This is a genomic window from Chryseobacterium sp. TB1-D10, assembly GCF_059803555.1.
The window spans coordinates 1-23,918 of the sequence record NZ_JAPFHB010000009.1; the positions used below are offsets into that span (position 1 = coordinate 1).

Sequence of the window (23,918 nt, forward strand, 5' to 3'; positions counted from 1 at the left end):
TGCTTTTCTCTTTCTAAATTTAATATTTTCCCAATCATATTTTATTATTACAAATCTAAAGGAACGGAGCTCTTTTTTTGCTAAGGGAAAAGCTGTGGCAAAAAATAGCGGGAACGGAAGGCGGATAAAGGCGTCCAAATTATAATTATTGTATTATTAAAATCCTTTTTTCTTTTGTCTTTTTTCTTGTGTCTTTCATTTATTTTGTAACAAATTATTTTTATTTCTACTAACCGAATAGAGTTAAAGCAAGAATGGATTCTGAGAAAGAATTTTTAGAGAAAATCGATAAACATAAAGGGATTATTTTCAAAATCTCCAAAATATATATGGACAACCGTGATGACCAGAATGATCTCTTCCAGGAGATTGTTTATCAGGTTTGGAAGTCTTTTTCGAGCTTCGAAGGTAAATCTGAATTCTCAACCTGGCTTTATAGAATTGCATTGAATACGGCGATTATTTTCCTGAAATCGGAAAAACGACGAAGCTTTATTCAGAACGATGATGTTTCTGTTTATAAAATCAAAGAGGAAGATTACAATCTGGAAGATGAGCTGAAACTGAAGCAAATGTATGAGGCCATCCAAAAACTGAATCCCATCGACAAAGCATTGATTTTCTACTATTTGGAAGATTTTTCAGGAAAAGAAATGGCAGAGCAAATGGGAATTTCGGAAGGAAATGCGAGAGTGAAACTGAATCGTGCGAAAGAGAAATTAAAGGAATTAATTTTATAATGAGCTTCCCTTCGTCAAGCTCAGGATAAACTTCATCTCAGCCTGAAAATTCTAACATCTAATATCTAATATCTAATATCTAACAAAAATATGGAACTCGATAATCTTAAATCACTTTGGAATAAGGAAGATGTTTCCGAAACGCCGGAGATTTCGCCTGAGAAGCAGAAACAAATGCATCATCCTCTGGAAAGGATCAGGCGAAATATGCGCAACGAATTCTGGTCAACAGCAATACTTTTGCCTATCATTCTGATTATAATCTGGTTCTTTCCTATTCCTTTCAGATTCAAACTTTACATCGAGGTTTTGGTTGGTTCTATGGCTTTGATAACGGGATTTTTCTTTAGCAAATTCTTTAAACTTTATAAAGAAATTAGTAATTCTGCGTTGGGAACTTTGGATTCGTTGAAAGATTTGTTGCATCAGTTTGAATTGAATAAACAGTATTATCTTTCATTCTACCTGAGTTTCGTTCCATTTTTTGTTTGTGAAATAATCATCGTAACAGAATCTATCCCATACACTCATGAATACACGGACGGACTTTTAGCTTTTAAATTTCTAGCATCAATTCTATTTGGATTATTTTTCATATATATTTTGGGAAACTGGTGGTTCAAACATTTCTACGGAAAATACATCAAAAAGATTGAAGCTTTGGTTGAGGAGATGAAACAGAATTAGGATAAAGAAACTCAATAAATTTATTAAATTTGAGAAAAATATTTTATGAAAAATATATACAATTTTCTTTTTTTCTTTTTAATTATTGGGTTTTCTGCACAGAATTTAGAAAAAAAGGCTCAGGAAATTACAGAAGAAGGTATTACACTGTATAGAAGCGAAATGGCAAGTTGGTACGGAACTGATGTTTTTCTTGCAAATTATAAAAATCGAGAAAACATTGGCGGTTATTTTTCATACATAGACGAAGGTGTTCCAAAATGTATTTTTTTTTCAAAAAACAATCAAGTGATTGGAACCATTGCTTTCCCCACAAACTACAAACCGGAAAATGCTGACATTGATCTTAAAGAACGAAATTTCACTAATACCGAAAACGAATATGCAACAATCAGAAAAAGTGCATTAGAGAGAATAAAAACCGATACCATTTTCAAATTTTATAATAAGACAGATTTCAACCTGATCCCTATTATTAAAAATAACTCAAAAAAAGTATACGTTTTAACTGGACCAAAAGAAAACAATGTTGTGTTTTTTGGCAATGATTATCTGATCGACTTTAATAAAAAAAATGAAATCAAAAAAGTTCAACGCTTGCATAAATCGCTTATTTCTCAAAAAATTGTAGATAATGAAGTTGGTAAAACAGTATCGGGAGTTCATTCTCATATTTTGGAAGATTGGCCATATATGACTCCGACTGATATTTGCACGTTGATGCTCTATCAAAATCTTACTAATTGGGAAAGCTATAATGTTATCTCCAAAAAATATATGAGTATTTGGAATGGTAAAACAAATAATCTGTTCATATTGTTGACAGATGTCGTTAAGAAAATAAATGATGACCAGCAGAAAAGACATCCTGAAAAACAAAATCCCAGCAACAGTAATATAGACAAGTAAATTGATAATATAAAAATATTTAATATAGAAGATTAATTTCGCGAGTAATCTAAATCACCTCATTAAAAATCAATTTCAAAAACAATAAGATGCTTATGCATTTCCGTAAGCTGAAAATTTTTGTAAATTTGCCAACTTATGGGACAAATCCTGTCAATTGATTACGGAAAAGCAAGAACTGGAATAGCAGTGACAGATGATATGCAAATCATTGCAAGCGGACTGACAACGGTGGAAACGCCAAAGCTGACAGATTTTCTGAAAAAATATTTTTCTGAAAACCAGGTAGATGAAATTGTGATAGGACTTCCCACAGATCTAAAAGGAAACATGTCCGACATCGAAACTGAGATTCAGAAATTTATTTCAATCTTCGAAAAGGATTTTCCTGACAAAAAAATCAATCGTATGGATGAGCGTTTCACTTCCAAAATGGCTTCTTTTTTCATCAGCCAAAGTGGAAAAAACAAAAAGCAAAGACAGGAAAAAGGATTGATTGACAAAGTGAGTGCAACGATTATTTTGCAGAATTTTTTAGAACAAAAAAGATGATTTTACCAATTAGAGCCTTTGGCGACGCGGTTTTAAGAAAAAAAGCACAGGACATCAACCAAGATTATCCCGAGCTGAAAACGCTTATCGAAAATATGTTCGATACGATGAATGGTGCCAACGGAATTGGTTTGGCAGCGCCACAAATTGGACTGGACATTCGTCTTTTTATCATTGATGTTTCGCCGCTTGCAGATGATGAGGATTATGAAGATATTGCTGACGAGTTGAAGGATTTCCGAAAAGTGTTCATTAATGCACAGATTTTGGAAGAATCTGGTGAAGAGTGGAAATTCAATGAAGGCTGTCTCAGCATCCCGGAAGTTCGTGAGGATGTAAAGCGTAAATCGACCATCAAAATAGAATATTACGACGAAAATTTCGTTAAACATACCGATACTTTCAAAGATATCAGAGCAAGGGTTATTCAGCACGAATATGATCATATTGAAGGAATTCTTTTCACAGATCATCTAAGCGCTTTGAAGAAAAAAATAGTCAAAGGAAAGCTTCAGAAGATTGCAAACGGAGAAGTGAGCGTGAATTATAAAATGAGGTTTCCAAAATAATGCTGGAAGATGGATGAGTGAAAATGGAAGTTTTCTCAATTCAAATCAATCAACTATTAACAGACAACTATCAACTAAGTTAAATTAGATTAAAGAAAACATACTAAAATGCAGTTAGAAAAAATTATTTCAATCTCCGGAAAACCGGGACTTTTCAAATTGGTTTCTCAACTAAAGAACGGATTCATCGTTGAAGATATCACAACTAAGAAAAAAACAAGCATCTCAAATTCAAGCCAGGTAAGCTTATTGGATAATATAGCGATGTTTACGTTTGATAAAGAAGTTCCATTGTTCGAAGTTTTTGAAAATGTTGCAAAAAACCACGATTACAAAGCGACCATCAGCCACAAATCTTCCGGCGATGAGCTAAGAGCTTTTATGACAGCTTCTCTTCCTAACTATGACGTGGAAAGAGTTTACGAATCTGACATCAAAAAACTGGCGCAATGGTACAACCTTTTGCACAAAGCGGGTTACATCACACCTGAGAGTTTTGTAAAAACTGAAGAACATTCTGAAGTTGTAGTTGCTGAAGAAAAAACTGAGGAAGCAACAGAGAAAAAACCTGCAGCTAAAAAAGCGCCGTCAAAGAAAGCAGCTCCAAAAGCGGAGGAAGCAACTGAGGAAAAACCTGCCGCCAAAAAACCTGCCGCAAAGAAAACGACTAAAAAAGAAGATTAATTTTTCATAATTAATTTCAAATTATAAAACTCTCTCAGAAATGTTTATTTTTGAGAGAGTTTTTTTTATGAAAGTTATTTCACTTGTTCCTTCGATTACGGAAACCTTGTTTGATCTGGGTTTGACTTCTGACGAGATTATTGGAAGGACAAAATTCTGCATTCATCCGAAAGAATTGGTGAAAGATGTAGAAATCATTGGCGGAACTAAGAATATTAATATTGAGAAAATAAAATTACTAAAACCAGATATAATCATCGCCAACAAAGAGGAAAATGTGAAAGAACAGGTTGAAGAATTAATGAAAGACTTCAAAGTTTTGGTAACGAATGTAGAGACTTTGGAGGACAATTATTATTTGATCAAACAACTTGGTCATCTATTTGGAAAGGAAGACAAAGCACAATTTTTTAATCTGCAAACTTACGAAGCTTTTGATATTCCAAAACCTGAAAATAAACTGAAAGTTGCATATCTGATTTGGAAAGATCCTTACATGACCGTTGGTGGCGATACTTTTATTTCCAAGATTCTGGAGGAATTGGGATTTGAAAATCAATTTAAAAGTCAGAAACGATATCCCGAAGTTCAATTGGAAGATTTGAGAGAAGCGGATTTGATTTTCCTTTCGTCAGAGCCTTTTCCTTTTAAAGAAAAACATATTGCAGAGATTCAGGATATTTGTGTAAATCAGAAAATAATGATTGTGGACGGCGAAGCATTTTCCTGGTATGGATCGCACTTGGCGAAGTGTGGCGAGTATTATCGGGAGTTAATAGAAAAAGCTTAAAATTACAAAAGTCACAAAGGAAAATTACTTTTGTGACTTTTGTGGTTTTATTATACAGAATATTAATCTACAAAATCTTCGCAACCTCCTCGCAAAGCCAAGTCAATAATTCCTCGTCTTCTTTTGTAAAAGGGTCTATTTCGTGACTGTCAATATCGATTTGTCCGATATTTTCTCCGCCTTTGAAAATTGGAACCACTATTTCAGCTTTTGTATCAATAGAACAAGATAAATAATTGTCCTGAGCGTGAACATCAGGCACTACGAAAGTCTCCCCAGAAACCGCCACCTGACCGCAAATTCCTTTTCCAAACGGAATGATAATATGATCAGTCACTGCGCCGACGTAAGGTCCTAAAGCCAACTCGTCTTTGTCACCGTTCTTAAAATAAAAACCCGTCCAGTTGTAATATGAGATCTCTCTATCTAAAAGTTGACATACTTTCAGAAGTTTAACATTTGTCTCTTGTGGACTTTCCAAGATTACTGAAAGTCGTTTTTTAAGTTCTACCATTGTTTTATTTTAATCCTTCGAAAGTTAATTCTTTATAGCCGAACATTCCCCGGTCTTTTATCATTTGTGCGACGCCGTTTGGCAATTCTTCTTCCCAACCCAAATCATGGGCCATAATTTTTTTCAGAATCTCTCTCGAGTATATTTCTAAGAATTTTGGATTGTAATTTTCTATGTCCACAATTCTCTTATTCAGCTTGAAATACTTATATAATTCCTTCAAATTGTCGTGGACTTTCAGATTTTCTGAGGTCAGTAATTCGCCAGTTTCAGGATCTTTGTAAGGATAAAGATAAACACGCATATCCTTTTTGAAAAACTTACCGAACGCTTCCAAAATTCCGCCCGGAAGATTCTTATAATATTCCTCGTCGAAAACATCTAAAAGGTTGTTTACACCCATCGCAACACCAATATGCTGATTGGTAAATGATGAGAAATAATCTACCATTCTGTAATATTCTGAGAAATTGGAAATCATTACCGTGTAACCTAAAGTTCCCAAAATATCAACTCTGTCTAGAAAATCCCTTTCATCAATATCGCCGGCAGCTCTTAAGTTAGATATTGTAATTTCAAATAAGATCTGTGTATTTTCACTGTCGCAGGCATTATCTTGATTAAACAAATCCAGGCCGTGCTCAAACATATCAATATTCACGCGTGTTACAGGACGGAAACTTCCTCTTACTGCAAAAATATTTTTCTTGTAAAGAATATCCGCAGGAAGCATATTATTTCCTTTCGAATTGAAAATAACTGCATCTGTCATTCCTAATTTCACCAATTGAAGACTCATCAGACGATTGTCCACGTATTGGAAAACCGGACCGCTGAAATCTATCATATCAATCTCCAAACGATCCAAAGTAATATCATCGTACAAAGATTCTACAAGAATTCTGGGATTATCTGTATAAAAATAAGCACCATAAATCAAATTAACACCCAGACTTCCCAAAGTTTCCTGCTGCAAAGTAGGATTGGTCTCTTTGAATTTGACGTGGATAACGATCTCGTTATATTCCTCACTTTCAGAGTTTTGATATCTGATTCCCACCCAGCCGTGGCCTTTGGAAGTTTTATCAAAATTGATTGTCGTTACTGTATTAGCGTAAGAAAAAAACTTTTTTCCGGGATTTTTTTCTCTTGGAATTCTCTCTTCTATGAGCGCCATTTCGTAGCGCAGCATCTTTCTGAGACGGTTTTGCGTAACGTATCGGTTTTTGTTTTCGGTACCGTAGATGGCATCACTAAAGTCCTTATCGTAAGCAGACATCGCTTTTGCAATCGTTTGAGAAGCACCACCAGCACGAAAAAAATGTCTCACAGTTTCCTGTCCTGCACCTATCTCCGCAAATGTTCCGTAAATAGAGGTGTCCAGATTGATGGCTAATGCTTTCTGCTTAGGGGTAAGTTTTGGCTTTATCACAAAGAATTAGATTTATTTTGTAAATTTACCAAAATAACAGCTAAAATAAAAATGCTTTTAAAATTTTTAGGAACCGGTACTTCGCAAGGCATTCCTGTTATTGGCAGCCATCATCCGGTCTGCCTTTCCAACAACCAAAAAGACAAGCGTTTACGCACTTCTGCCCTCATCACTTCTGACTCTGGAAAGAAGATTTTAATTGACTGCGGACCCGATTTTCGCCAGCAGATGTTGACAAATGGCGAGGAACAGATAGATGCTGTCCTTATAACGCACGAACACAATGACCACATTATCGGTCTGGACGACCTTCGTCCTCTGATTTTCAAGAATAAAGGTTCGATGCCGATTTACTGCAATTCGCGGGTTGCTGTTGAAATTAAAGATCGTTTTCCTTACGCTTTTATAGAACATAAATATCCGGGAGCTCCTAGTTTTGATCTATTCGAAGTTGAAAAAAATTTTACATTATTTGACGAAGTTGAGATTCAGCCGATAGATATTATTCATTCGGAGATTAATATTCTTGGCTTTAAGTTTAAAAATCTGGCTTATATAACAGACGCCAGTAAAATTGATGATAAGGAAAAGGAGAAATTAAAAAATCTTGATTTCTTCATTATCAACTGTCTTAGAAAAACAGAACCTCACCATTCACATTTCATATTGCCTCAAGTTTTGGATTTGGTAGAGGAACTTAAGCCTAAAAAAACCTACCTCATTCACATCAGTCATCATCTTGGATTTCATGAGGAAGTGGAAAATGAACTTCCCGAGAACGTCCATTTGGCTTATGATGGTCTGGAAATTGAATTTTGACGAAAATATAATTTTGATTTACAGTTCGTTAAAAAATAAATTTAAAAATATTTGAAAATCATTTTTATCGCGTCAAAAATATTTCTATATTTGCACACCAATAAAAACAATACAATGCCCAGTTGGCGGAATTGGTAGACGCGCTAGACTCAAACTCTAGTATCGAAAGATGTACCAGTTCGATTCTGGTACTGGGTACAAAAACCACTGATTTCTCAGTGGTTTTTTTCTTTTCAACTTTATAAAAATCTATTCTTCCGGTCTGCTTTGTGATTTTGGTTGTTGAAACTTACTTTGGTTATTCTGACAAGACTAAATTATCTTCAACCTCTCCTCTTCCAGATCGATCTGGAATAACTGCTGACGGATGATCTCTTCATTTACCTTAGGATCTCTATTAAGCTCGGAAAGGTACTCCCTTTGAACTTCGAGCATTTCTATGAAAATGACTTTTGTTTTTTCGTTCATCCAGCTGTCGTCTGCCGCCTTTGCTCGTTCTTCCCAATGTTTCAGGAACATTTCCAATCCTGCGTGATCTTTCAATTCATTTTCATATTTAGACTTCAGGAATTGATAAATATGCTGTTTCAGTTCTTTTTTTATTTTTTGTTTGGTTGAATGTTCATTTTCTTCAGCAAAAACGCCATCGAAAAAACCTGTTCTTTTGATGATGTATGGCAACGTAAGACCTTGCACCAAAAGTGTCAACAGAATCACGACAAAGGTTATGAATAATATTAAATTCCTGTGTGGAAAAGCTTCGCCATTGCTCAAAGTTACGGGAATTGCTAAAGCAGCTGCCAGAGAAACTACAACACGCATTCCCGTCCAGCCCAATAAAAGAGGCATCATCCATCGGCGTGCTCTGGAAGAAGCATGTGGTTTTACACTCGGACGGAAAATCACTGTTGCAACCAATGCTGCGTAAGAACTTATCATTCTTGCTGCTATCAAAATTACAGTTACCAAAACACCATAACCAATGGCTGTCTCCAACGGAATCTGATCTTCACGAAGTCCATCTACAATCTCGGGAAGTTCCAATCCGATGATAAGGAAAACCACACCATTTAAAATAAATATCAAACTTTCCCAAACGCTGTACGCGTGGATTCTACTTGTACTATTGAGGAATTTCAATCGTCTTGCTGACATAAAAAGTCCACCAGCTACAACCGCCAACACACCAGAACTGTGAAGCTGTTCCGCAATCCAATACATTAAGTAAGGTTCGATAATTGTCAAAGCAATATCAGAAGGCGCATCTGTCGGAAGAAGCTTGTGCGCCTGTACGAAAAGCCATCCCAAAAGCAAACCAATTCCAACGCCGCCAATTACCATCCAGAAGAAACTTAAAGTTGCATCCTGCCAAACGAACTGGCCCGTCCCAACAGCAACCAATGCGAAGCGGAAAATAATCAATGATGAAGCGTCGTTGAGAAGACTTTCCCCTTCCAGAATAGTAGAAGTTGATTTGGGAATAGTTACAAACTTCGTAATAGCGCCAGTACTCACAGCATCTGGAGGTGAAACAATCCCACCAAGTAAAAACCCCAAAGCAATTGTAAACCCGGGAATAAAATGATTGGCAACCAACGCTACAGATAATGCTGTAAAGAAAACCACCAGAAAAGCAAAACTCCCAATAATCCGCCACCATTTCTTCATTTCTTTAAATGAAATAGTCCAGGCGGCTTCGAAAAGTAAAGGCGGAAGGAATATGAAAAAAATAAGATCCGGATCGATCCTGATGACCGGCAGTCCGGGAATAAAGCTGATTAGCAATCCACCAACCACTAATAAAATCGGATAAGCAATTCTGAGTTTTGCAGCAAACATATTCAGAAGAACGATGACCGCAACCATTGCCAATAGAAAAGGTAAAAGACTGTGCATTGTAATATTTGTGTTTAAGATACAAAAATAACAATTACATGGACTTTATAAAATACAAATTTCGAATCTGTTTTCAAAGATGATATTCGTCACACCAATTTATTAAATCATTAATAATTTAACTTTTTTTATAAATATTCAAAAATATCAATAATGATTTTCGTCATTAATTATCGACCTAACAAATGTCATATCTAATTTTTCTGCAACCATTATTAATAAAAGGCAAATCAAAAATTAATAAAATTTTAACATTTAGACAAAATCGATAAGTATTATTGAAAAAATTTATCAATAATACAAATCGTAGAATACATAAGATTTTTGTCATCATAATATAATATTGTTTTTGTTATTAACCTTATACCTTTGACCTATCAAAAAAGAAAAATAAATAATTATAACAATTAAATTTTATTAAAATGAAAAAAACGAAAAATCTAATTAGTCTTGGTTTAGTTTTAGGAGGTTTGCTATTTCCTCAATTATCAAATGCTCAAAAATTAAATCAAAAATCAACGACAATCACAGTTTCAGGAACATCTCCGATGCACGATTGGGAAATGACAGGTTCATCAGCAACTTTCTCTGGAACTTTAGCAAGTAATGCTATCACAAACATCACTTTCACTGTTCCTGTAAAAAACCTAAAAGCAGAAAAAGGCAAAACTATGGAAAAGAAAGCCTACGAAGCTTTGAAATCTGACAAAGCACCAAATATAACCTTCACAGCAACTTCCATTAATCTAGGAAAAAGCAATGCTGCAGGAAAATTAACCATCGCCGGAGCTTCTAAAAATGTTTCATTTCCTGTATCAATTGTAAAAAAAGGAAACACTTACATCATTGACGGAACCGAAACTATTAAACTATCAGAATTCGGAATGGAACGCCCGGGATTTATGGGAATCAAAACCGGCGATGTGGTCACTGTCAAAGTAAATGTGGTTGCAGAGTAAATCAATCTTGAAAAATTAACTGAATAATATTTAATATCATGAAAAGAAATCTATTAAAAGCCGGCTTCATCGCAGCTTTACTCACAGCAACATTCGGATTCGGTCAGGAAGGCAAACTGGACAATTTGAAACCAAGAGACAAACGAGGATTGACAGTCTTTGAAAATCCAAAAGATACCGTTTCAACCTTTGATCACTTAAGAGTGAAAGTTGGTGGCGCATTCGCTCTGCAATTTCAAGGATTGAAACACGAGAATAATGCAACGCCGGTTCTGAATGCTACAGGAGTAAATACAAATCAATTATTCGATCTTGGAAATAATATCAACCTTCCAACAGCTAATTTAGATCTTGACGTTGCTTTGTACGATGGTGTAAATCTGCACTTGAGAACATTCCTTTCTTCAAGACATCACAACGAAACTTATGTAAAAGGTGGATACTTACAAATCGACAAATTGGACTTTATTGAGAAAGGTTTTGCGGAGGACATTATGAAATACACAACCATTAAAGTAGGTCAGGATCAGATTAATTATGGTGATGCGCAACTCAGAAGATCAGACAACGCTTACGCAATCCTAAATCCATTTGTTGGAAATTATCTGATGGATGCTTATGCAACATTTCCTTTCGCAGAGGTTTATTACAGAAGAAACGGCGTGATTGTAATGGGTGGTGTAACCAACGGAAGACTGAACCAAACCGCAACCGGAGGAACAAGTCCGGGAATCTATGGAAAATTGGGATATGATAAACAACTTAATTCTGATTTAAGAATAAGACTTACAGGATCTGTCTACAATATCGCAAGAGCACCAAGACTTGACTTTTATAATGGCGACAGAGCGGGATCCAGATATTATTTCGTAATGGAAAATACAGCAGCCACTTCTTCAGCCCAAATGAGATCTGGAATGGTGGATCCGGACTTCCAAAACACTTTGACCTCATTTATGATTAACCCGTTTGTGAAATACAAAGGTCTTGAATTCTTCGGAATCTTCGAATCTGCATCCGGACGTAATCTTACAGAAACCGAAAGAAGAACCTACAACCAATATGCAGCTGAATTGCTTTACAGATTTGGTAATGACGAAAACTTCTACTTCGGCGGACGATACAACAAAGTGGACGGAAAACTGATCAGCGGAGACGACATCAGTGTGGACAGATATAATATTGGTGGCGGTTGGTTTATGACCAAAAACATTCTTACAAAACTGGAATACGTCAATCAGAAATACGATGGATATCCTACGACCAACATCAAAAGCGATGGTAAGTTCAATGGATTTATGTTAGAAGCTGTGATCTCTTTTTAAATATTTAGTTAATAGTTGCAGGGGAAACTCTCGGGAATCCTCTGCTTTTTAAAAACAAACATTATGAAATTTCTTTATCTGCTTTTCGGTTTATGTTTTTTCTTTTCAAATGCACAGGAAAACTTTGTTAAAATCAATGGCAGCACAAATGTTAACGGTTTTCAGTGTGTCAATAGTAAATTTAAAAATGATGGCAGCATTTATTATTTCTCAGAAAAAAACCTGCCTAATATCATTTTAAAAGTCACCGATTTCGATTGCGGAAACAAGATGATGACCAAAGATTTTCAAAAGATTCTGAATGCAGAAAAATATCCAGAAATGACGATTAAGTTTATCAAGTTTACGAAAACTCAGAAAAATTTCATCGCTGTTGTAGAAGTCAAAATGATGAATCAAAGCAGAAGGTACAATGTAGAATTCGAATTAGAGAATAACAAAATGACTGGCAGAAAGAATGTAAAATTCAGTGATTTCAACATCACACCACCGAAAAAAATGGGCGGAATGATCGTTGTAAAAGACGATTTGGATCTGACATTCAGCTTAGCAACAAAAATTTAAAACACTTTTTCATACAATTAGATTTTTCAATGCAGCATCACTGGGTTTTCCGGTGATGTTGTTTTCTTATACAACCACAGTATTGACTAAAATTAAATACTGATGATTATATGCTTAATACTGATATTTATATATTTAACACTGATATTTCTATGTTTAATATTGATATCTATACGTCTAATACTGAATATTATCCGTCTAATACTAATAATTATATGTTTTAAACTGATAATTATATATTTAATAAACATTATCATCAGTTTAAAGTATATAATTATGTATTTAAAGTATAAAAAAGATAGTTAACACAGTCTAGATGACGGAGTTTAACCGTTCGCGATCAATATCAAAAATGTATTGAAACCGATTTAAGATTTCGAATAGCAAAACAGCCGTTTTAATCTTTAAAAATTGCGGAAACCCACTTAAAATGCAAATCGTTCGAATCCAATAACCACATCAATTCAAATTCGTAAATTTGCATTGTGAATATCAATCAAGCAGACCTTAATGAATTAGAATTTCCGGAACTTCTTTCGGAGATTGCCCCTTTCGCATTCTCGCCAAAAACGGCAGACAAAATCATGGAACTTCGTCCGATGCCGATTGCCGAAGCCGAAATATCCTTAAAAAAAACCTCAGAATTCCTTTCAAGTTTTGAAGGTGCAGCTGCCGTTCCTTTCGATGAATATGAAGATATTGAAGAAGAGCTGAAACTGATGCTGATCGAGAATTTCCGGTTGGAAAACAAATCTTTCATCAGAATTAAAACGATGACGGAACAGATCGGGAAACTGCAACGGTTTTTCCCGCAGCTTTCCGAGATCTTCCCAACTCTTTTGGAAGAAATCAAACACCTTGAATTCAAAAAAGAAATTGTTGATAAAATCGACAAAGTCTTCAACCGTTTCGGAGAAGTGAAAACTGAAGCTTCGCCAATTCTGAAAGTACTTAGAACAGAAATCCAGCACGCCAGAAAAGCAATTACTGAGAATTTCAACAGAGCATTGTTCAATTATGGGCAAAGTGATTTTTTGGATGATATTAAGGAAAGCATTATAGAAGATCAACGTGTTTTAGCAGTCAAATCCGGATTCAAGAAGAGAGTTGCAGGAAGAGTTCTAGGTCTTTCAAAAACCGGTTCGATTACCTACATTCAGCCGGAAAGCGTTGTCAAACATTACTTCAAACTGAAAGAAAACCAGGAAGAAGAGAAAAAAGAAATCGATAAAATCCTTAGAAAACTGACAGCTGAGCTTGCCGAATTCCAACCGCAGCTTTCAGATTATCAATCTTATATTTTTGATTTAGACTTAATCAGAGCAAAAGCGAAATTTGCAGAATTGGTTAATGGTATTTTACCAAAAATCAACCGTCATCAGACTTTGAGATTGAGAGAAGCTTTTCATCCGTTACTTTGGATAAGAAACAAAAAAGAGAAAAAAGAAATATTTTCGCAAACGATTTCATTAACAGAACATAACAGAATTGTCTGTATTTCCGGACCAAACGCCGGCGGAAAATCCATCACTTTGAAAACCGTTGGATTATTACAATTGATGATCCAGAGTGGAATCCTGGTTTCTTGTCATCCAAAATCTGAAATGTTCTTCTTTGAGAAAATAATGACGGATATCGGTGATAATCAATCCATTGAAAATCATTTATCAACTTACTCTTCCCGACTGAAAAAAATGTCCGGAATGATCAAAGAAGCCGACGGAAAATCACTTTTATTAATTGACGAATTTGGAACAGGTTCAGATCCGGAATTAGGTGGTGCTTTGGCAGAAAGTTTCCTTGAATTTTTCTACGACAAAAAGAGTTTCGGAATTATTACAACCCATTACACCAACATCAAAATTGTGATAGAAAATCTTCCCGCAGCTACAAATGCCGCCATGCTTTTTGATGAAAATTCTTTGGAACCTTTGTACAAATTGGAAGTTGGGCAAGCCGGCAGTTCATTCACATTTGAAGTGGCAGAGAAAAATAGAATTCCGAGATTTATCATCAATTCTGCCAAGAAAAAAGTGGAACACGACATTGTGAATCTTGATAAAACCATTGTAAAACTTCAGCAGGAAAAATTCGAGGTTGAGAAAATCAAATCCGATCTTTCCGAAAAACGAGATTCTGTAGAAGACAAGCGTGATAATCTTCATAAACTCAATGAGCAGCTTCAGCAAAAGCTTCATAATTTCCAGAAATTATATGAAGATGAGCATAGAAAACTTCAGTTCGGAAATAAAATTGAATCTTTTATCGACAGCTACGTGAAAGGAAAATCAAGAAAAGATGTGGTGAAAGATTTCGTTAAGATTCTGGAACAGGAAAAGTTTCGAAAAATTGGCGTTGACAAAGACGAAAGCAAACGTTTGCAGGTCATCAAACGAAAAATCACACAACAGCTGAAAAAAGAAGATGTTCAGGAAAAAATCGTTGAAACCAACGAAAAACTGGAAGAAAAACGTGTTGCAGAACGTGCAGTTTGGATGAAAGTCGGTCAACGCGTCCGCATCAAAGGAAGTGCGAGCGTTGGAACGATAGACGAAATCAAAAAAAATAAAGTCACCGTGAATTACGGAACTTTCAAAACCACAATTGACTCTGGGGAATTGGAGAGGATTTAAAAAACTAAACTATGAAAATTGAAACCAAAATTGGATTGCGAGATTATATGAATCTAAATGTACAATTAATTACAAGTAAAATTTCTTTTTATTTTATCCCTCTTGCAATCATCATTTTGTTGACGAACAATATTGAAGGAATTTTACAAAAAGATATATTATCAATACTGTATGTGCTGGTAATTTTAGTATTTAGTATTTGGTTTCCTATTAATATTTACAAGAAGTTGAAAAGGGAATTTTATACACATAAGAATTTACAAGAATCCATTATCTTTGATTTTTACAAAGAAAAAATAGAAATTATTGGAGAAACTTTTCAATCAGAGATTTCTTGGTCAAATGTGCATAAAGTCAAAGAGTTGAAGAAGTGGTTTCTAATATATCAAAGTAATAATTTAGCAAATTTGATTCAGAAGAAGAATTTCACACAAGAACAAAAAAAAGAATTGAGAAATCTTATCATTCAAAATAATATCAATTCAAAATTAAGAAAAGACTAAATAAAAAAAGCGATCAAATTTTGATCGCTTTAATTTTTTATGCGTGAAAATGTGTTTTCACTTCTTCTAATACTTGTTCATCACTAAGCTGCGAATCTGTGCCTAGCGTAATATTCAGATTTTTGTACTGCGCTGTTTCCAAAAGGTGGTTTCTCAATTCTTCCTGAGCAGTTCCGGGTCCCGTTACATAAAGATCCGTACTGTTTGTAATTAGTTTTTCGATCTCTTTGTAGAACTTCAGCTTGTTGGATTGTTCCGCATTGTTCGCTGCATTTTCACTTGAATTTCCGTGCTGAATTTCTGCTTTTACTGTATCAACTATTGCAAATTCTGTTACTTCCTGAGAATCGTGATTACTCACTACGATTGCTTTTGTACCGTCTATCCAAAGTCCGGCAAGTTTTTTATCACTCATAATTTATTATTTGAATGATTACTTTCAAGGTTCGTGCTAATGGGTTGTTAAAGGAAGTTAAAGTTGCAATTAATGATAATAAATATCTTCATACATTACGCCAGCTTCTATTCGTGCAGATAACCTGTTCTTTTCCGGAACAATCGGGCAATTATAATCAAATGCGTTATAAGCACAAAACGGCTGATAAGACTGGTTGAAATCAATAACAATTTCATCGCCTTTTGGAATTTTCAGATCCATATATTTTCCGCCGCCGTAAGTTTCTTTACCATTGGTCTCATCACGGAAGGGCAGGAAAAGATGATCCTTGTACTTTTCCATTTGTATGAGTCTCAGATTTTGATAGATGGTCAAAGCATATTTTTTCCCATCAATCTCAAATTCCGCAGTTCCAAATTCCTGATAACTTTGAAAATTCCCTGATGATGTAGGTAATTCAAATGGAACAGGATTTTCGGCTTTTATAAATTTTGCTGTAACGCGGTATTTCAAATCAATTGGAAAGAACGGATGCTTTTTAAAATTCTTCAGATTATCACCTCGCAAAGGAGATTCTTTTGGGTTGAGATATTCAGCATTCAGCTCATTTTGAAACTTTTTTATAGCATCAATATTTTCTTTGGTTTGAGAATTAAAAAACAAAGAGAATAGTACAAACAGAAAACTTAGTTTTTTCATAGTTTAATTTTAATTATTTGATTTCATCGAACCACTTGTTAGGTTTGGGCAGCTTTATCCGCCTTCCACTCCCGATATTTTTCGCCCTCACTTTTCCAGCCACAAAAAAATGAGCTCCGTTCAAGTCGGGCTGCGGATACAATCTTTGTACAACTTTTATAAATTACTCAGTCCGTTCATCTTTCGGGTCAGCGACGATTTCCACCTTTTCAATTTTCGTTTTCTTAACCAGAAAATATTTTTCAAAAGTAGATTTAAAAACCGGAACATCATCATCCTCACCCATCAGAAATCCCCAGGACTGAAGCCCTTCTACTCTATCAAAAATGATTTTCATAATTGCCAAAACCGGAATCGTGAGAAGCATTCCGGCAATTCCCCAAAGCATTTCACCAATTACCAAACCGATGATCACAATCAAAGAATTGATCTTCACTTTGGAACCTACAACTCTTGGCATTATGATATTTCCGTCTATCGCGTGGATCACAACTATTGCAATCACGATAAACAAAACATGGCTCACGCCAGAAGTTGCAAACGTAATCAAAGCGCCAATCAGCAAAGCCGTGAAAATTCCGATGTAAGGCAAAATGTTCAAAATTCCTGTAAGAATGGCGAGCATGAAATTATATTTCACACCGATAATTGTGTAAGCAATCAAAGATAAAATCGTGACAATCAGCATTTGGAGAAACAGTCCAACTAAATATTTCTTCACCATAAACTGGATATTATCAATGATTTCAAAAACCGTTTTGTGATAGGCTTCGGAAAAACTGGCGACCAAGAATTTCAGCAAATGCGTTCGGTACAATAGGAAAAATAAGGTAAATAAAAATGTAAAAGCCGTCAGCATCAGGACATAACCAATCGACGTTAATGCTTTTTCCAGAATTGCTGTTCCAGTACTGATTGATTTTTTTGCGGTGTCATTCAGGTACAAAAGCTGATCTTTTCTCCTCACACCGAATGTTCTGGAAATCCAACTTTGAAGATCATCTATCAGATCCACAAACTGTTTCTGAAACTGCGGCCAGTCATTCGCCAATTTAGCAACCTGAAGCGACAAAACATAAATCACACCACCAATAATTGCCAATGCCAAAAGACTTGCTAAAATGGATGATAAACTTCTTGGAAATCGTAATCGCTTCTCCATAAAACGACCGAGGGGCATTAATAAAATCGCAATCAGCAATCCCAAAACCATTGGAATCAGAATCTGCTCACCAATGATAGCAAGGAAACCCAAGATCACAATGCTAATTAATATACAAGAAAGTTTCAGATAAAAAGGATAGGTTTGATTCATAGTTTATAGGATTGATGTTAGAAGCTGGATGATGGAAGTTCGATTCAAATCTAATCTTTAACTTCTTAATTACTTTCCAATGAGAAAAACAGCCGGAATTTTATGCAATTCCGGTTTTTGTTTCTTCCAGTCGTTGATGGTTTTTGTCTGGATAAATTCGTTTTCAGGATCGTTAATATTTGCTGCGATGCACAGTTTTGTATTTGGATTCAGGAATTTGGTTAAGTCTTCGAAAAGTGGATTATTTCGGTAAGGCGTCTCCATAAAAATCTGCGTGAATCCGGTTTTCTCAACCAAACTTTCCAAATGCTGAATTTCCTTTTTCTTCTTCTCTTTTTCAATCGCCAAATAACCATTGAACGAAAACTGCTGACCGTTGAAACCGCTAGCAATCAAAGCCAAAACGAAAGAACTTGGTCCATTGACGGGAATTACTTTTACATTGTTTTTATGCGACCAACCAACGATGATATTTCCCGGATCGCCAATGCAAGGCAAACCAGCTTCTGACAACAATCCGAAATCCACGCCTTCTTTCATCAGTTTTTGAGCTTCTTTCAAATCAGCAGTTTCGGAATATTTGTCGAGGAGAAACAATTTCAATTCAGGTTGTTTTTTTTCCGGTGCGAAAAACTTGATGACTTTTCTGGCCGTTTTTTCATTTTCCACAAAATAATGATCGACATTCATAATAATATCTTTGATCGTTGGTGCAAAGTAATTAACTGGAGAATTTTCGGAAAGGTAAGCTGGTAAAAGGTAAAGCATATTTTTTTGTTGTAAAAAGTATAATGTAAAATGTATTTCCGATTTTGCGTTATTTTTATAGAACGACAAAATACGTTTTTTATGTTGACAGTTGATTTATGCTGAATCTGCAGCCCGACTTGAACTGAAATCCTTTTTTGCTAGTAATTAATTTCTATTGAAATTTAAATCGTCTTGCAAAAAAGATTAGGAGTGGAAGGCGGATTAAGCTGCCCAAAAATTTATCCCTACAAATCTAATTCAAAACTTCTTTTAATCGATCTTTGTCGAGGCGATTTTCCCAATTGGAAACGACGACTGTGGCAACGGCATTTCCAATGACATTGGTCAATGCGCGACATTCGGACATAAATTTGTCAATTCCGAGAATCAAAGTCATTCCGGCAATCGGAACTTCGGGAACAACTGCCAATGTCGCTGCCAGTGTGATAAATCCTGCGCCGGAAACGCCCGCTGCGCCTTTCGAACTCAGCATAGCAACCAAAAGTAAACCGAGCTGATGTTCCAAAGTCAAATTAATATTGCAAGCCTGAGCGATGAAAAGTGCCGCCAAGGTCATATAAATATTGGTCCCATCGAGGTTGAAGGAATAGCCCGTGGGAACCACCAGACCGACAACGCCTTTTTCGCAACCAGCATTTTCGAGTTTTTCCATCAATCCGGGAAGTGCTGGCTCAGAGGAACTTGTGCCGAGAACCAATAGGATTTCATCTTTTAGATACCTTAAGAATTTGAAAATATTGAAACCGTTGTACCAAGCGACACTTCCTAAAACCAAAATTACGAACAAAGCGGAAGTAGCGTAGAATGTGCCGACGAGCATTGCCAAATTTTTGAGAGATTCGACGCCATATTTCCCGATTGTGAAAGCCATTGCTCCAAAAGCACCAATTGGCGCAAGTTTCATTAATATCTCAACAATTTTGAAAATCGGAATCGTCAAGGTTTGAAGGAAATCGTAAACGGGATAACTTTTCTCAGAGGTAATTGCCAATGCAACGCCGAACAAAATCGCCACCAACAAAACCTGAAGAATATTATCGCCTGTCAAAGGACTGAACAAAGTTTCCGGAATAATATTAAAAATAAAACTCACCATCGAATTGTCGTGCGCAGCTTTGACATATTTTTCTATTTCTGCGCCGTTCAACGAATTTGGATTGATGTTGAGTCCTTTTCCCGGCTGAACAATATGACTGACAATCAAACCAATAATCAATGCTAAAGTCGAAAATGTGAAGAAATAAATGAAAGCTTTTCCGGCGACTCTTCCTACTTTTTTAAGGTCGCTCATCCCGGCAATTCCAGTCGAAACCGTGAGAAAAATAACTGGCGCAATGATCATCTTGACGAGTTTGATGAATCCATCGCCTAAAGGTTTCATTTTTTCGCCAAGATCTGGATAAAAATAACCGAGCGAAACGCCAAAAATAATCGCAATCAAAACCTGAATGTAGAGATGCTGATAGAATCTTTTGGGTTTCAGAGGTTTTTGTTCAATGTCAAAATTCATAAGAGTGGCTTATCTTACAAATTTAGAATTGTTTGTGAATTATATGGTATTGTTCTTAATCTTTTCGGCAATTATTTGGCAGGATTCGTCCAGCATTTGATAAACTTTATCAAAACCATCGATTCCTCCGAAATATGGGTCGGGAACTTCCAGCTCATTATCCAAAATCAACCTGACTTTGTGTTTCTGAGAATCATCTGCCAGCTTCAGAACATCTTTGTAATTGTTTTTGTCCATACAGAATATCAAATCAAATTTTTCAAAATCTGACGTTGTGATTGGTCTGGATTGTTGTGTAGAAATATCGATTCCGTTTTTGGTTGCAGTTCTTATTGAACGTTCGTCGGGCTGACTTCCTTCGTGGTAATTGATGGTTCCGGCGCTGTCTACAAAATAACCGTCACCCAATTTATGTTTCAAAATCCCTTCTGCCAGAGGACTTCTGCAGATGTTGCCGAGACAAATCATTAGTATTTTCATTCGATGACTTTTAAAATTAAAACTTTATCAATTTATTGATTTAAAATTTAATTCAAAAATATTTTGTCCGTAAATTTTATATCGTAATATTGCAATATTAAATTATAAATTATGGGAGCAACCAAAACAGAACATTTTACTGAGCGTCAAAATCAAATGGCCAATATCGCAAAAGCATTAGGACATCCTGCAAGAATTGCTATCATAGAATATCTGATGACAGTGAACGAATGTATTTGTGGCGACATTGTAAATGAACTTCCGCTAGCGCAACCGACAGTTTCTCAACATCTTAAAGAACTTAAAAACGCAGGATTAATCAAAGGAAACATCGAAGGAAATGCTATCTGCTATTGTATTGATGAGAATACTTTTGATATTTTGAAAAGTTACTTTTCAAACGTCATTTCTGTAACCAAAGAAAAATGCTGTTAAAATTTTTTGAAAATAACTATCGTAATATTGCAATAAAACAAATTAAAATAATTAAATATGAAACTTTCTGACATTAAACAAATCCTGCCATCTTTAGAAAATGTGGAATTTCAACTGGAAAATGGATCTTTTGTTCCTGAACATTTTCATGTAACAGAAGTTGGAATGATCACAAAAAATTTTATCGATTGTGGTGGCATCATCCGTTCAGAAAAAGTGGTCAACTTTCAACTTTGGAATGCTGATGATTTTGAACATCGCCTGAAACCTGCCAAACTTCTCAATATTATCAAACTTTCAGAAGATAAATTGGGCATCGAAGACGCTGAAATCGAAGTGGAATATCAATTTGAAACCATTGGGAAATATAATCTGGAATTCAACGGAAAAAACTTTGTTCTGGTGAATAAAACAACAACCTGTCTCGTTCAGGACGCTTGTGGAATTCCATCTGAAAAGCAAAAGAAAAATTTATCTGAATTGACTATAAACGAATTAAATTCTTGTACGCCGGGAAGTGGATGTTGCTAAGATGAAACATAAATTCATAAAATATAAAAAACCAATTATTATAACCACATCCGTTATTATTTTGCAACTTATCTTCGGATTTGACCCGAAATTCTGCATCATTAATATCATTTGGTTATTCGTTTAGATTATGACAAAAAAAATATTAGTGCTTTGCACAGGAAACAGCTGCAGAAGCCAAATTGCTGAAGGTTATTTGAAATATTTTGCAGGAGATAAAGCAGAAATTTACAGCGCAGGCGTGGAAACTCACGGTGTAAATCCAAGAGCAATTGCGACAATGGAAGAAGATGGAATAGATATTTCCAACCACACCTCCAACAATATCGATGAATATCAAAATATCGATTTTGATATTATAATTACGGTTTGTGATAACGCTAAGGAACGTTGCCCATTTTTCCCGTCAAGTGCGAGAATAACTCATAACAATTTTCCTGATCCGGCAAAGGCAATTGGAACAGAAGAAAAAATCTTAGAAGAATTCGGAAAAGTTAGAAATCAGATAAAAGAATTTTGTTTTAATTTTATAAAAGAAAATATTTAAAGCGAAAACAAATAATTCCAAATCTATTATAAAAAAAATGTCTGAAATAATTTCAGACATTTTATATTTTATTGAGCGATCTTTTCTTTCAGATCCTTGATGTATTTTTTAAGTTCTTTATCGATTTTCGAAACATCACGAATGGTGTCACAAGCATACATCACCGTGGAGTGGTCTTTTCCGCCCATTTCTTCACCGATTTTTGTAAAAGTTGCATTGGTATATTCTTTTGCGAAATACATTGCCAACTGTCTTGGCAGTGCGATTTCTCTTTTTCTGGTCTTAGACAACAATTGTTCTCTCTGGATTCCAAAATAATCGCAAACAACCTCTTGGATGTAAGGAATATTGATGGTTTTCTTTTGAGTTGTCGCTAATTTATTGATAGTATCTTTTAGTAAGTCTAAACTGAAATCAGATTTGTAAACTGTTGAGTAAGCTATTACCGCATTTACAACGCCGATCAGCTCTCTCACACCGTTTGTCTTCACCTCAGAAGCCAAATAATCCAACATATCATCGGTTAATTCGATTCCGTCACGGCTTAATTTATCAACGATGATTTTTCTTCTGGTTTCAAAGTTAGGAGATTTGATCTCAGCAGAAAGTCCCCATTTGAAACGGGAAATAATTCTTTCCTGAGTATCCAAAATATCAGCAGGTGCTTTATCAGAAGTCAAAATAATTTGTTTCCCATTCTGATGCAAATAATCAAAAATATGAAAGAAACTATCCTGAGTTGCCGCTTTACCGGAGAGGAACTGAATATCATCAATGATCAAAACATCAATCATCTGATAATAATGCTGAAAATCTGTTTTGTTCTGAGATTTGGCCGCTTTCACAAAATCCTGAATGAACTTCTCAGAAGATTGATACAAGACCACTTTTTCCGGGTAAGCAGATTTTACTTCCAAACCAATAGCCTGAGCCAAATGCGTTTTTCCTACTCCATATCCTCCATAAACAAATAATGGATTGAAGGCTGTAGAACCTGGTCGCTTTGCAATCGATCTCGCAACGGTTGATGCGAACTTATTACTTTCTCCTTCTATGAAATTATCAAAAGACTGATCCGCTTTAAGGTTAGAATCAATATTGATTTTTTTGATGCCCGGAACAGCAAATGCGTTGACATTATTTTCTCTTAGTACCGGTCTTGCTTCCTGTATCTTCGGCTGTTGTGTAGAAATTCCTTTTACGTTCATTGTAATTGGTTTTTCTTTCCCCGATGGTTTGTTCTCCATCACAGAATACCACAATTTCACTCCTTTACCGATATTTTTCTTAAGTGCAGCAGACAGTAAAGACAGATAATTGTCCTCGATATATTCTTTGTAAAAATCACTGGGAACAAGCAACGTGAGATTATTGTTCACCAAAGAAATTGGCTGAACCTTATCAAATAACAAGTCGAAAGAGTTTTCTAACTTTTTGAGGTCTGTATTATCCTCCGCTGCGTTTAGATTGTCCCTCATAAATTGGAGACATCTATCCCAGATTAATCCTAAATTTTCATTCATTTTTCTGCTGCTATTTCCGGTGGGATTTTTAGTTTTTAAGAAGACAACAAATATCTAATTATTAATTTTCATAAAAAAATTTTTTCTCTATTGATTATTAAAAAATATATTTGTATGAATTATCAAGCACTTCA

At 35.3% G+C, this 23,918-nt stretch carries 26 protein-coding genes and 1 tRNA gene; 17 read left to right on the plus strand and 10 right to left on the minus strand.

Annotated features, from left to right (window positions below; all coding sequences use genetic code 11):
- The first annotated feature begins 254 nt into the window (after positions 1-254).
- From OPU68_RS12980 to OPU68_RS13010, 7 genes are all read left to right on the plus strand, one after another.
- Entirely contained in the window at positions 255-740 is a 486-nt protein-coding gene (locus OPU68_RS12980) for an RNA polymerase sigma factor (RefSeq protein ID WP_498474417.1), read from the plus strand.
- A 90-nt stretch (positions 741-830) separates the two neighbouring features.
- The gene (locus OPU68_RS12985) at positions 831-1,427 is read left to right on the plus strand and encodes a hypothetical protein (RefSeq protein WP_498474418.1); all 597 of its coding nucleotides are present in this window, start codon (positions 831-833) and stop codon (positions 1,425-1,427) included.
- A 45-nt stretch (positions 1,428-1,472) separates the two neighbouring features.
- Positions 1,473-2,336, plus strand: coding sequence for a hypothetical protein (locus OPU68_RS12990; RefSeq protein ID WP_498474419.1), 864 nt, complete (start codon positions 1,473-1,475; stop codon positions 2,334-2,336).
- 138 nt (positions 2,337-2,474) lie between these two features.
- Positions 2,475-2,888, plus strand: coding sequence for a Holliday junction resolvase RuvX (gene ruvX / locus OPU68_RS12995; protein WP_498474420.1), 414 nt, complete (start codon positions 2,475-2,477; stop codon positions 2,886-2,888).
- Positions 2,885-3,457: a peptide deformylase gene (gene def / locus OPU68_RS13000; protein ID WP_498474421.1), complete on the plus strand. Its 573-nt coding sequence runs from the start codon at positions 2,885-2,887 to the stop codon at positions 3,455-3,457. The genes ruvX and def overlap by 4 nt, the downstream gene beginning before the upstream one ends.
- A 108-nt stretch (positions 3,458-3,565) precedes the next feature.
- A complete protein-coding gene (locus tag OPU68_RS13005; RefSeq protein ID WP_498474422.1) occupies positions 3,566-4,141 on the plus strand; it encodes a DUF5606 family protein in 576 nt (191 codons plus the stop codon).
- Positions 4,142-4,208: 67 nt separating this feature from the next.
- A complete protein-coding gene (locus tag OPU68_RS13010; protein WP_498474423.1) occupies positions 4,209-4,931 on the plus strand; it encodes an ABC transporter substrate-binding protein in 723 nt (240 codons plus the stop codon).
- Positions 4,932-4,998: 67 nt separating this feature from the next.
- Here OPU68_RS13010 and OPU68_RS13015 read toward each other — a convergent pair whose 3' ends face one another.
- Together OPU68_RS13015 and OPU68_RS13020 are read right to left on the minus strand one after the other, a co-directional pair.
- Entirely contained in the window at positions 4,999-5,445 is a 447-nt protein-coding gene (locus OPU68_RS13015) for an XrtF-associated fRMsr-like GAF protein (RefSeq protein ID WP_498474424.1), read from the minus strand.
- 4 nt (positions 5,446-5,449) lie between these two features.
- Positions 5,450-6,874: a TonB-dependent receptor gene (locus OPU68_RS13020; protein ID WP_498474614.1), complete on the minus strand. Its 1,425-nt coding sequence runs from the start codon at positions 6,872-6,874 to the stop codon at positions 5,450-5,452.
- A gap of 54 nt (positions 6,875-6,928) precedes the next feature.
- Between OPU68_RS13020 and OPU68_RS13025 the strand changes: the two genes are divergently transcribed.
- The gene (locus tag OPU68_RS13025; RefSeq protein WP_498474425.1) at positions 6,929-7,696 is read left to right on the plus strand and encodes an MBL fold metallo-hydrolase; all 768 of its coding nucleotides are present in this window, start codon (positions 6,929-6,931) and stop codon (positions 7,694-7,696) included.
- Between the two features lie 116 nt (positions 7,697-7,812).
- Positions 7,813-7,894, plus strand: a tRNA-Leu gene (locus OPU68_RS13030).
- 114 nt (positions 7,895-8,008) lie between these two features.
- On the opposite strand, the gene OPU68_RS13035 is transcribed toward OPU68_RS13030, so the two are convergent.
- The gene (locus tag OPU68_RS13035; protein ID WP_498474426.1) at positions 8,009-9,592 is read right to left on the minus strand and encodes a Na+/H+ antiporter; all 1,584 of its coding nucleotides are present in this window, start codon (positions 9,590-9,592) and stop codon (positions 8,009-8,011) included.
- A gap of 422 nt (positions 9,593-10,014) precedes the next feature.
- On the opposite strand from OPU68_RS13035, the gene OPU68_RS13040 reads away from it, so the two are divergent.
- From OPU68_RS13040 to OPU68_RS13060, 5 genes are all read left to right on the plus strand, one after another.
- Positions 10,015-10,551, plus strand: coding sequence for a YceI family protein (locus OPU68_RS13040; protein WP_498474427.1), 537 nt, complete (start codon positions 10,015-10,017; stop codon positions 10,549-10,551).
- A 38-nt stretch (positions 10,552-10,589) separates the two neighbouring features.
- Positions 10,590-11,876 (plus strand): hypothetical protein, encoded by a 1,287-nt coding sequence (locus tag OPU68_RS13045; protein ID WP_498474428.1) that lies wholly within the window; start codon positions 10,590-10,592, stop codon positions 11,874-11,876.
- A gap of 63 nt (positions 11,877-11,939) precedes the next feature.
- A complete protein-coding gene (locus OPU68_RS13050; RefSeq protein WP_498474429.1) occupies positions 11,940-12,440 on the plus strand; it encodes a YceI family protein in 501 nt (166 codons plus the stop codon).
- A gap of 485 nt (positions 12,441-12,925) precedes the next feature.
- The gene (locus OPU68_RS13055; protein ID WP_498474430.1) at positions 12,926-15,073 is read left to right on the plus strand and encodes an endonuclease MutS2; all 2,148 of its coding nucleotides are present in this window, start codon (positions 12,926-12,928) and stop codon (positions 15,071-15,073) included.
- An 11-nt stretch (positions 15,074-15,084) separates the two neighbouring features.
- Positions 15,085-15,576: a YcxB family protein gene (locus OPU68_RS13060; RefSeq protein ID WP_498474431.1), complete on the plus strand. Its 492-nt coding sequence runs from the start codon at positions 15,085-15,087 to the stop codon at positions 15,574-15,576.
- A 37-nt stretch (positions 15,577-15,613) separates the two neighbouring features.
- Here the strand turns inward: OPU68_RS13060 and OPU68_RS13065 are convergent, their stop codons facing one another.
- From OPU68_RS13065 to OPU68_RS13090, 6 genes are all read right to left on the minus strand, one after another.
- Positions 15,614-15,991: a hypothetical protein gene (locus OPU68_RS13065; RefSeq protein WP_498474432.1), complete on the minus strand. Its 378-nt coding sequence runs from the start codon at positions 15,989-15,991 to the stop codon at positions 15,614-15,616.
- A 69-nt stretch (positions 15,992-16,060) separates the two neighbouring features.
- On the minus strand, positions 16,061-16,672 hold the full coding sequence (locus OPU68_RS13070; RefSeq protein ID WP_498474433.1) for a DUF1684 domain-containing protein: 612 nt from the start codon (positions 16,670-16,672) through the stop codon (positions 16,061-16,063).
- A gap of 163 nt (positions 16,673-16,835) precedes the next feature.
- Positions 16,836-17,987 carry an AI-2E family transporter gene (locus tag OPU68_RS13075; RefSeq protein ID WP_498474434.1) on the minus strand — a complete coding sequence of 384 codons (1,152 nt, stop codon included), beginning with the start codon at positions 17,985-17,987 and terminating at the stop codon, positions 16,836-16,838.
- Positions 17,988-18,056: 69 nt separating this feature from the next.
- Entirely contained in the window at positions 18,057-18,755 is a 699-nt protein-coding gene (locus tag OPU68_RS13080; protein WP_498474435.1) for an SAM-dependent methyltransferase, read from the minus strand.
- 235 nt (positions 18,756-18,990) lie between these two features.
- Positions 18,991-20,268: a dicarboxylate/amino acid:cation symporter gene (locus OPU68_RS13085; RefSeq protein WP_498474436.1), complete on the minus strand. Its 1,278-nt coding sequence runs from the start codon at positions 20,266-20,268 to the stop codon at positions 18,991-18,993.
- A 39-nt stretch (positions 20,269-20,307) separates the two neighbouring features.
- Positions 20,308-20,748 carry a low molecular weight protein-tyrosine-phosphatase gene (locus tag OPU68_RS13090; RefSeq protein ID WP_498474437.1) on the minus strand — a complete coding sequence of 147 codons (441 nt, stop codon included), beginning with the start codon at positions 20,746-20,748 and terminating at the stop codon, positions 20,308-20,310.
- A 111-nt stretch (positions 20,749-20,859) separates the two neighbouring features.
- Between OPU68_RS13090 and OPU68_RS13095 the strand changes: the two genes are divergently transcribed.
- From OPU68_RS13095 to OPU68_RS13105, 3 genes are all read left to right on the plus strand, one after another.
- Positions 20,860-21,183 carry an ArsR/SmtB family transcription factor gene (locus OPU68_RS13095; protein ID WP_498474438.1) on the plus strand — a complete coding sequence of 108 codons (324 nt, stop codon included), beginning with the start codon at positions 20,860-20,862 and terminating at the stop codon, positions 21,181-21,183.
- 57 nt (positions 21,184-21,240) lie between these two features.
- Complete coding sequence (locus OPU68_RS13100) at positions 21,241-21,714, plus strand: DUF6428 family protein (RefSeq protein WP_498474439.1); 474 nt, start codon at positions 21,241-21,243, stop codon at positions 21,712-21,714.
- A gap of 130 nt (positions 21,715-21,844) precedes the next feature.
- Positions 21,845-22,261: an arsenate reductase ArsC gene (locus tag OPU68_RS13105; RefSeq protein ID WP_498474440.1), complete on the plus strand. Its 417-nt coding sequence runs from the start codon at positions 21,845-21,847 to the stop codon at positions 22,259-22,261.
- A 68-nt stretch (positions 22,262-22,329) separates the two neighbouring features.
- Here the strand turns inward: OPU68_RS13105 and dnaA are convergent, their stop codons facing one another.
- Complete coding sequence (dnaA, locus tag OPU68_RS13110; RefSeq protein ID WP_498474441.1) at positions 22,330-23,784, minus strand: chromosomal replication initiator protein DnaA; 1,455 nt, start codon at positions 23,782-23,784, stop codon at positions 22,330-22,332.
- Between the last annotated feature and the right edge of the window lie 134 nt (positions 23,785-23,918).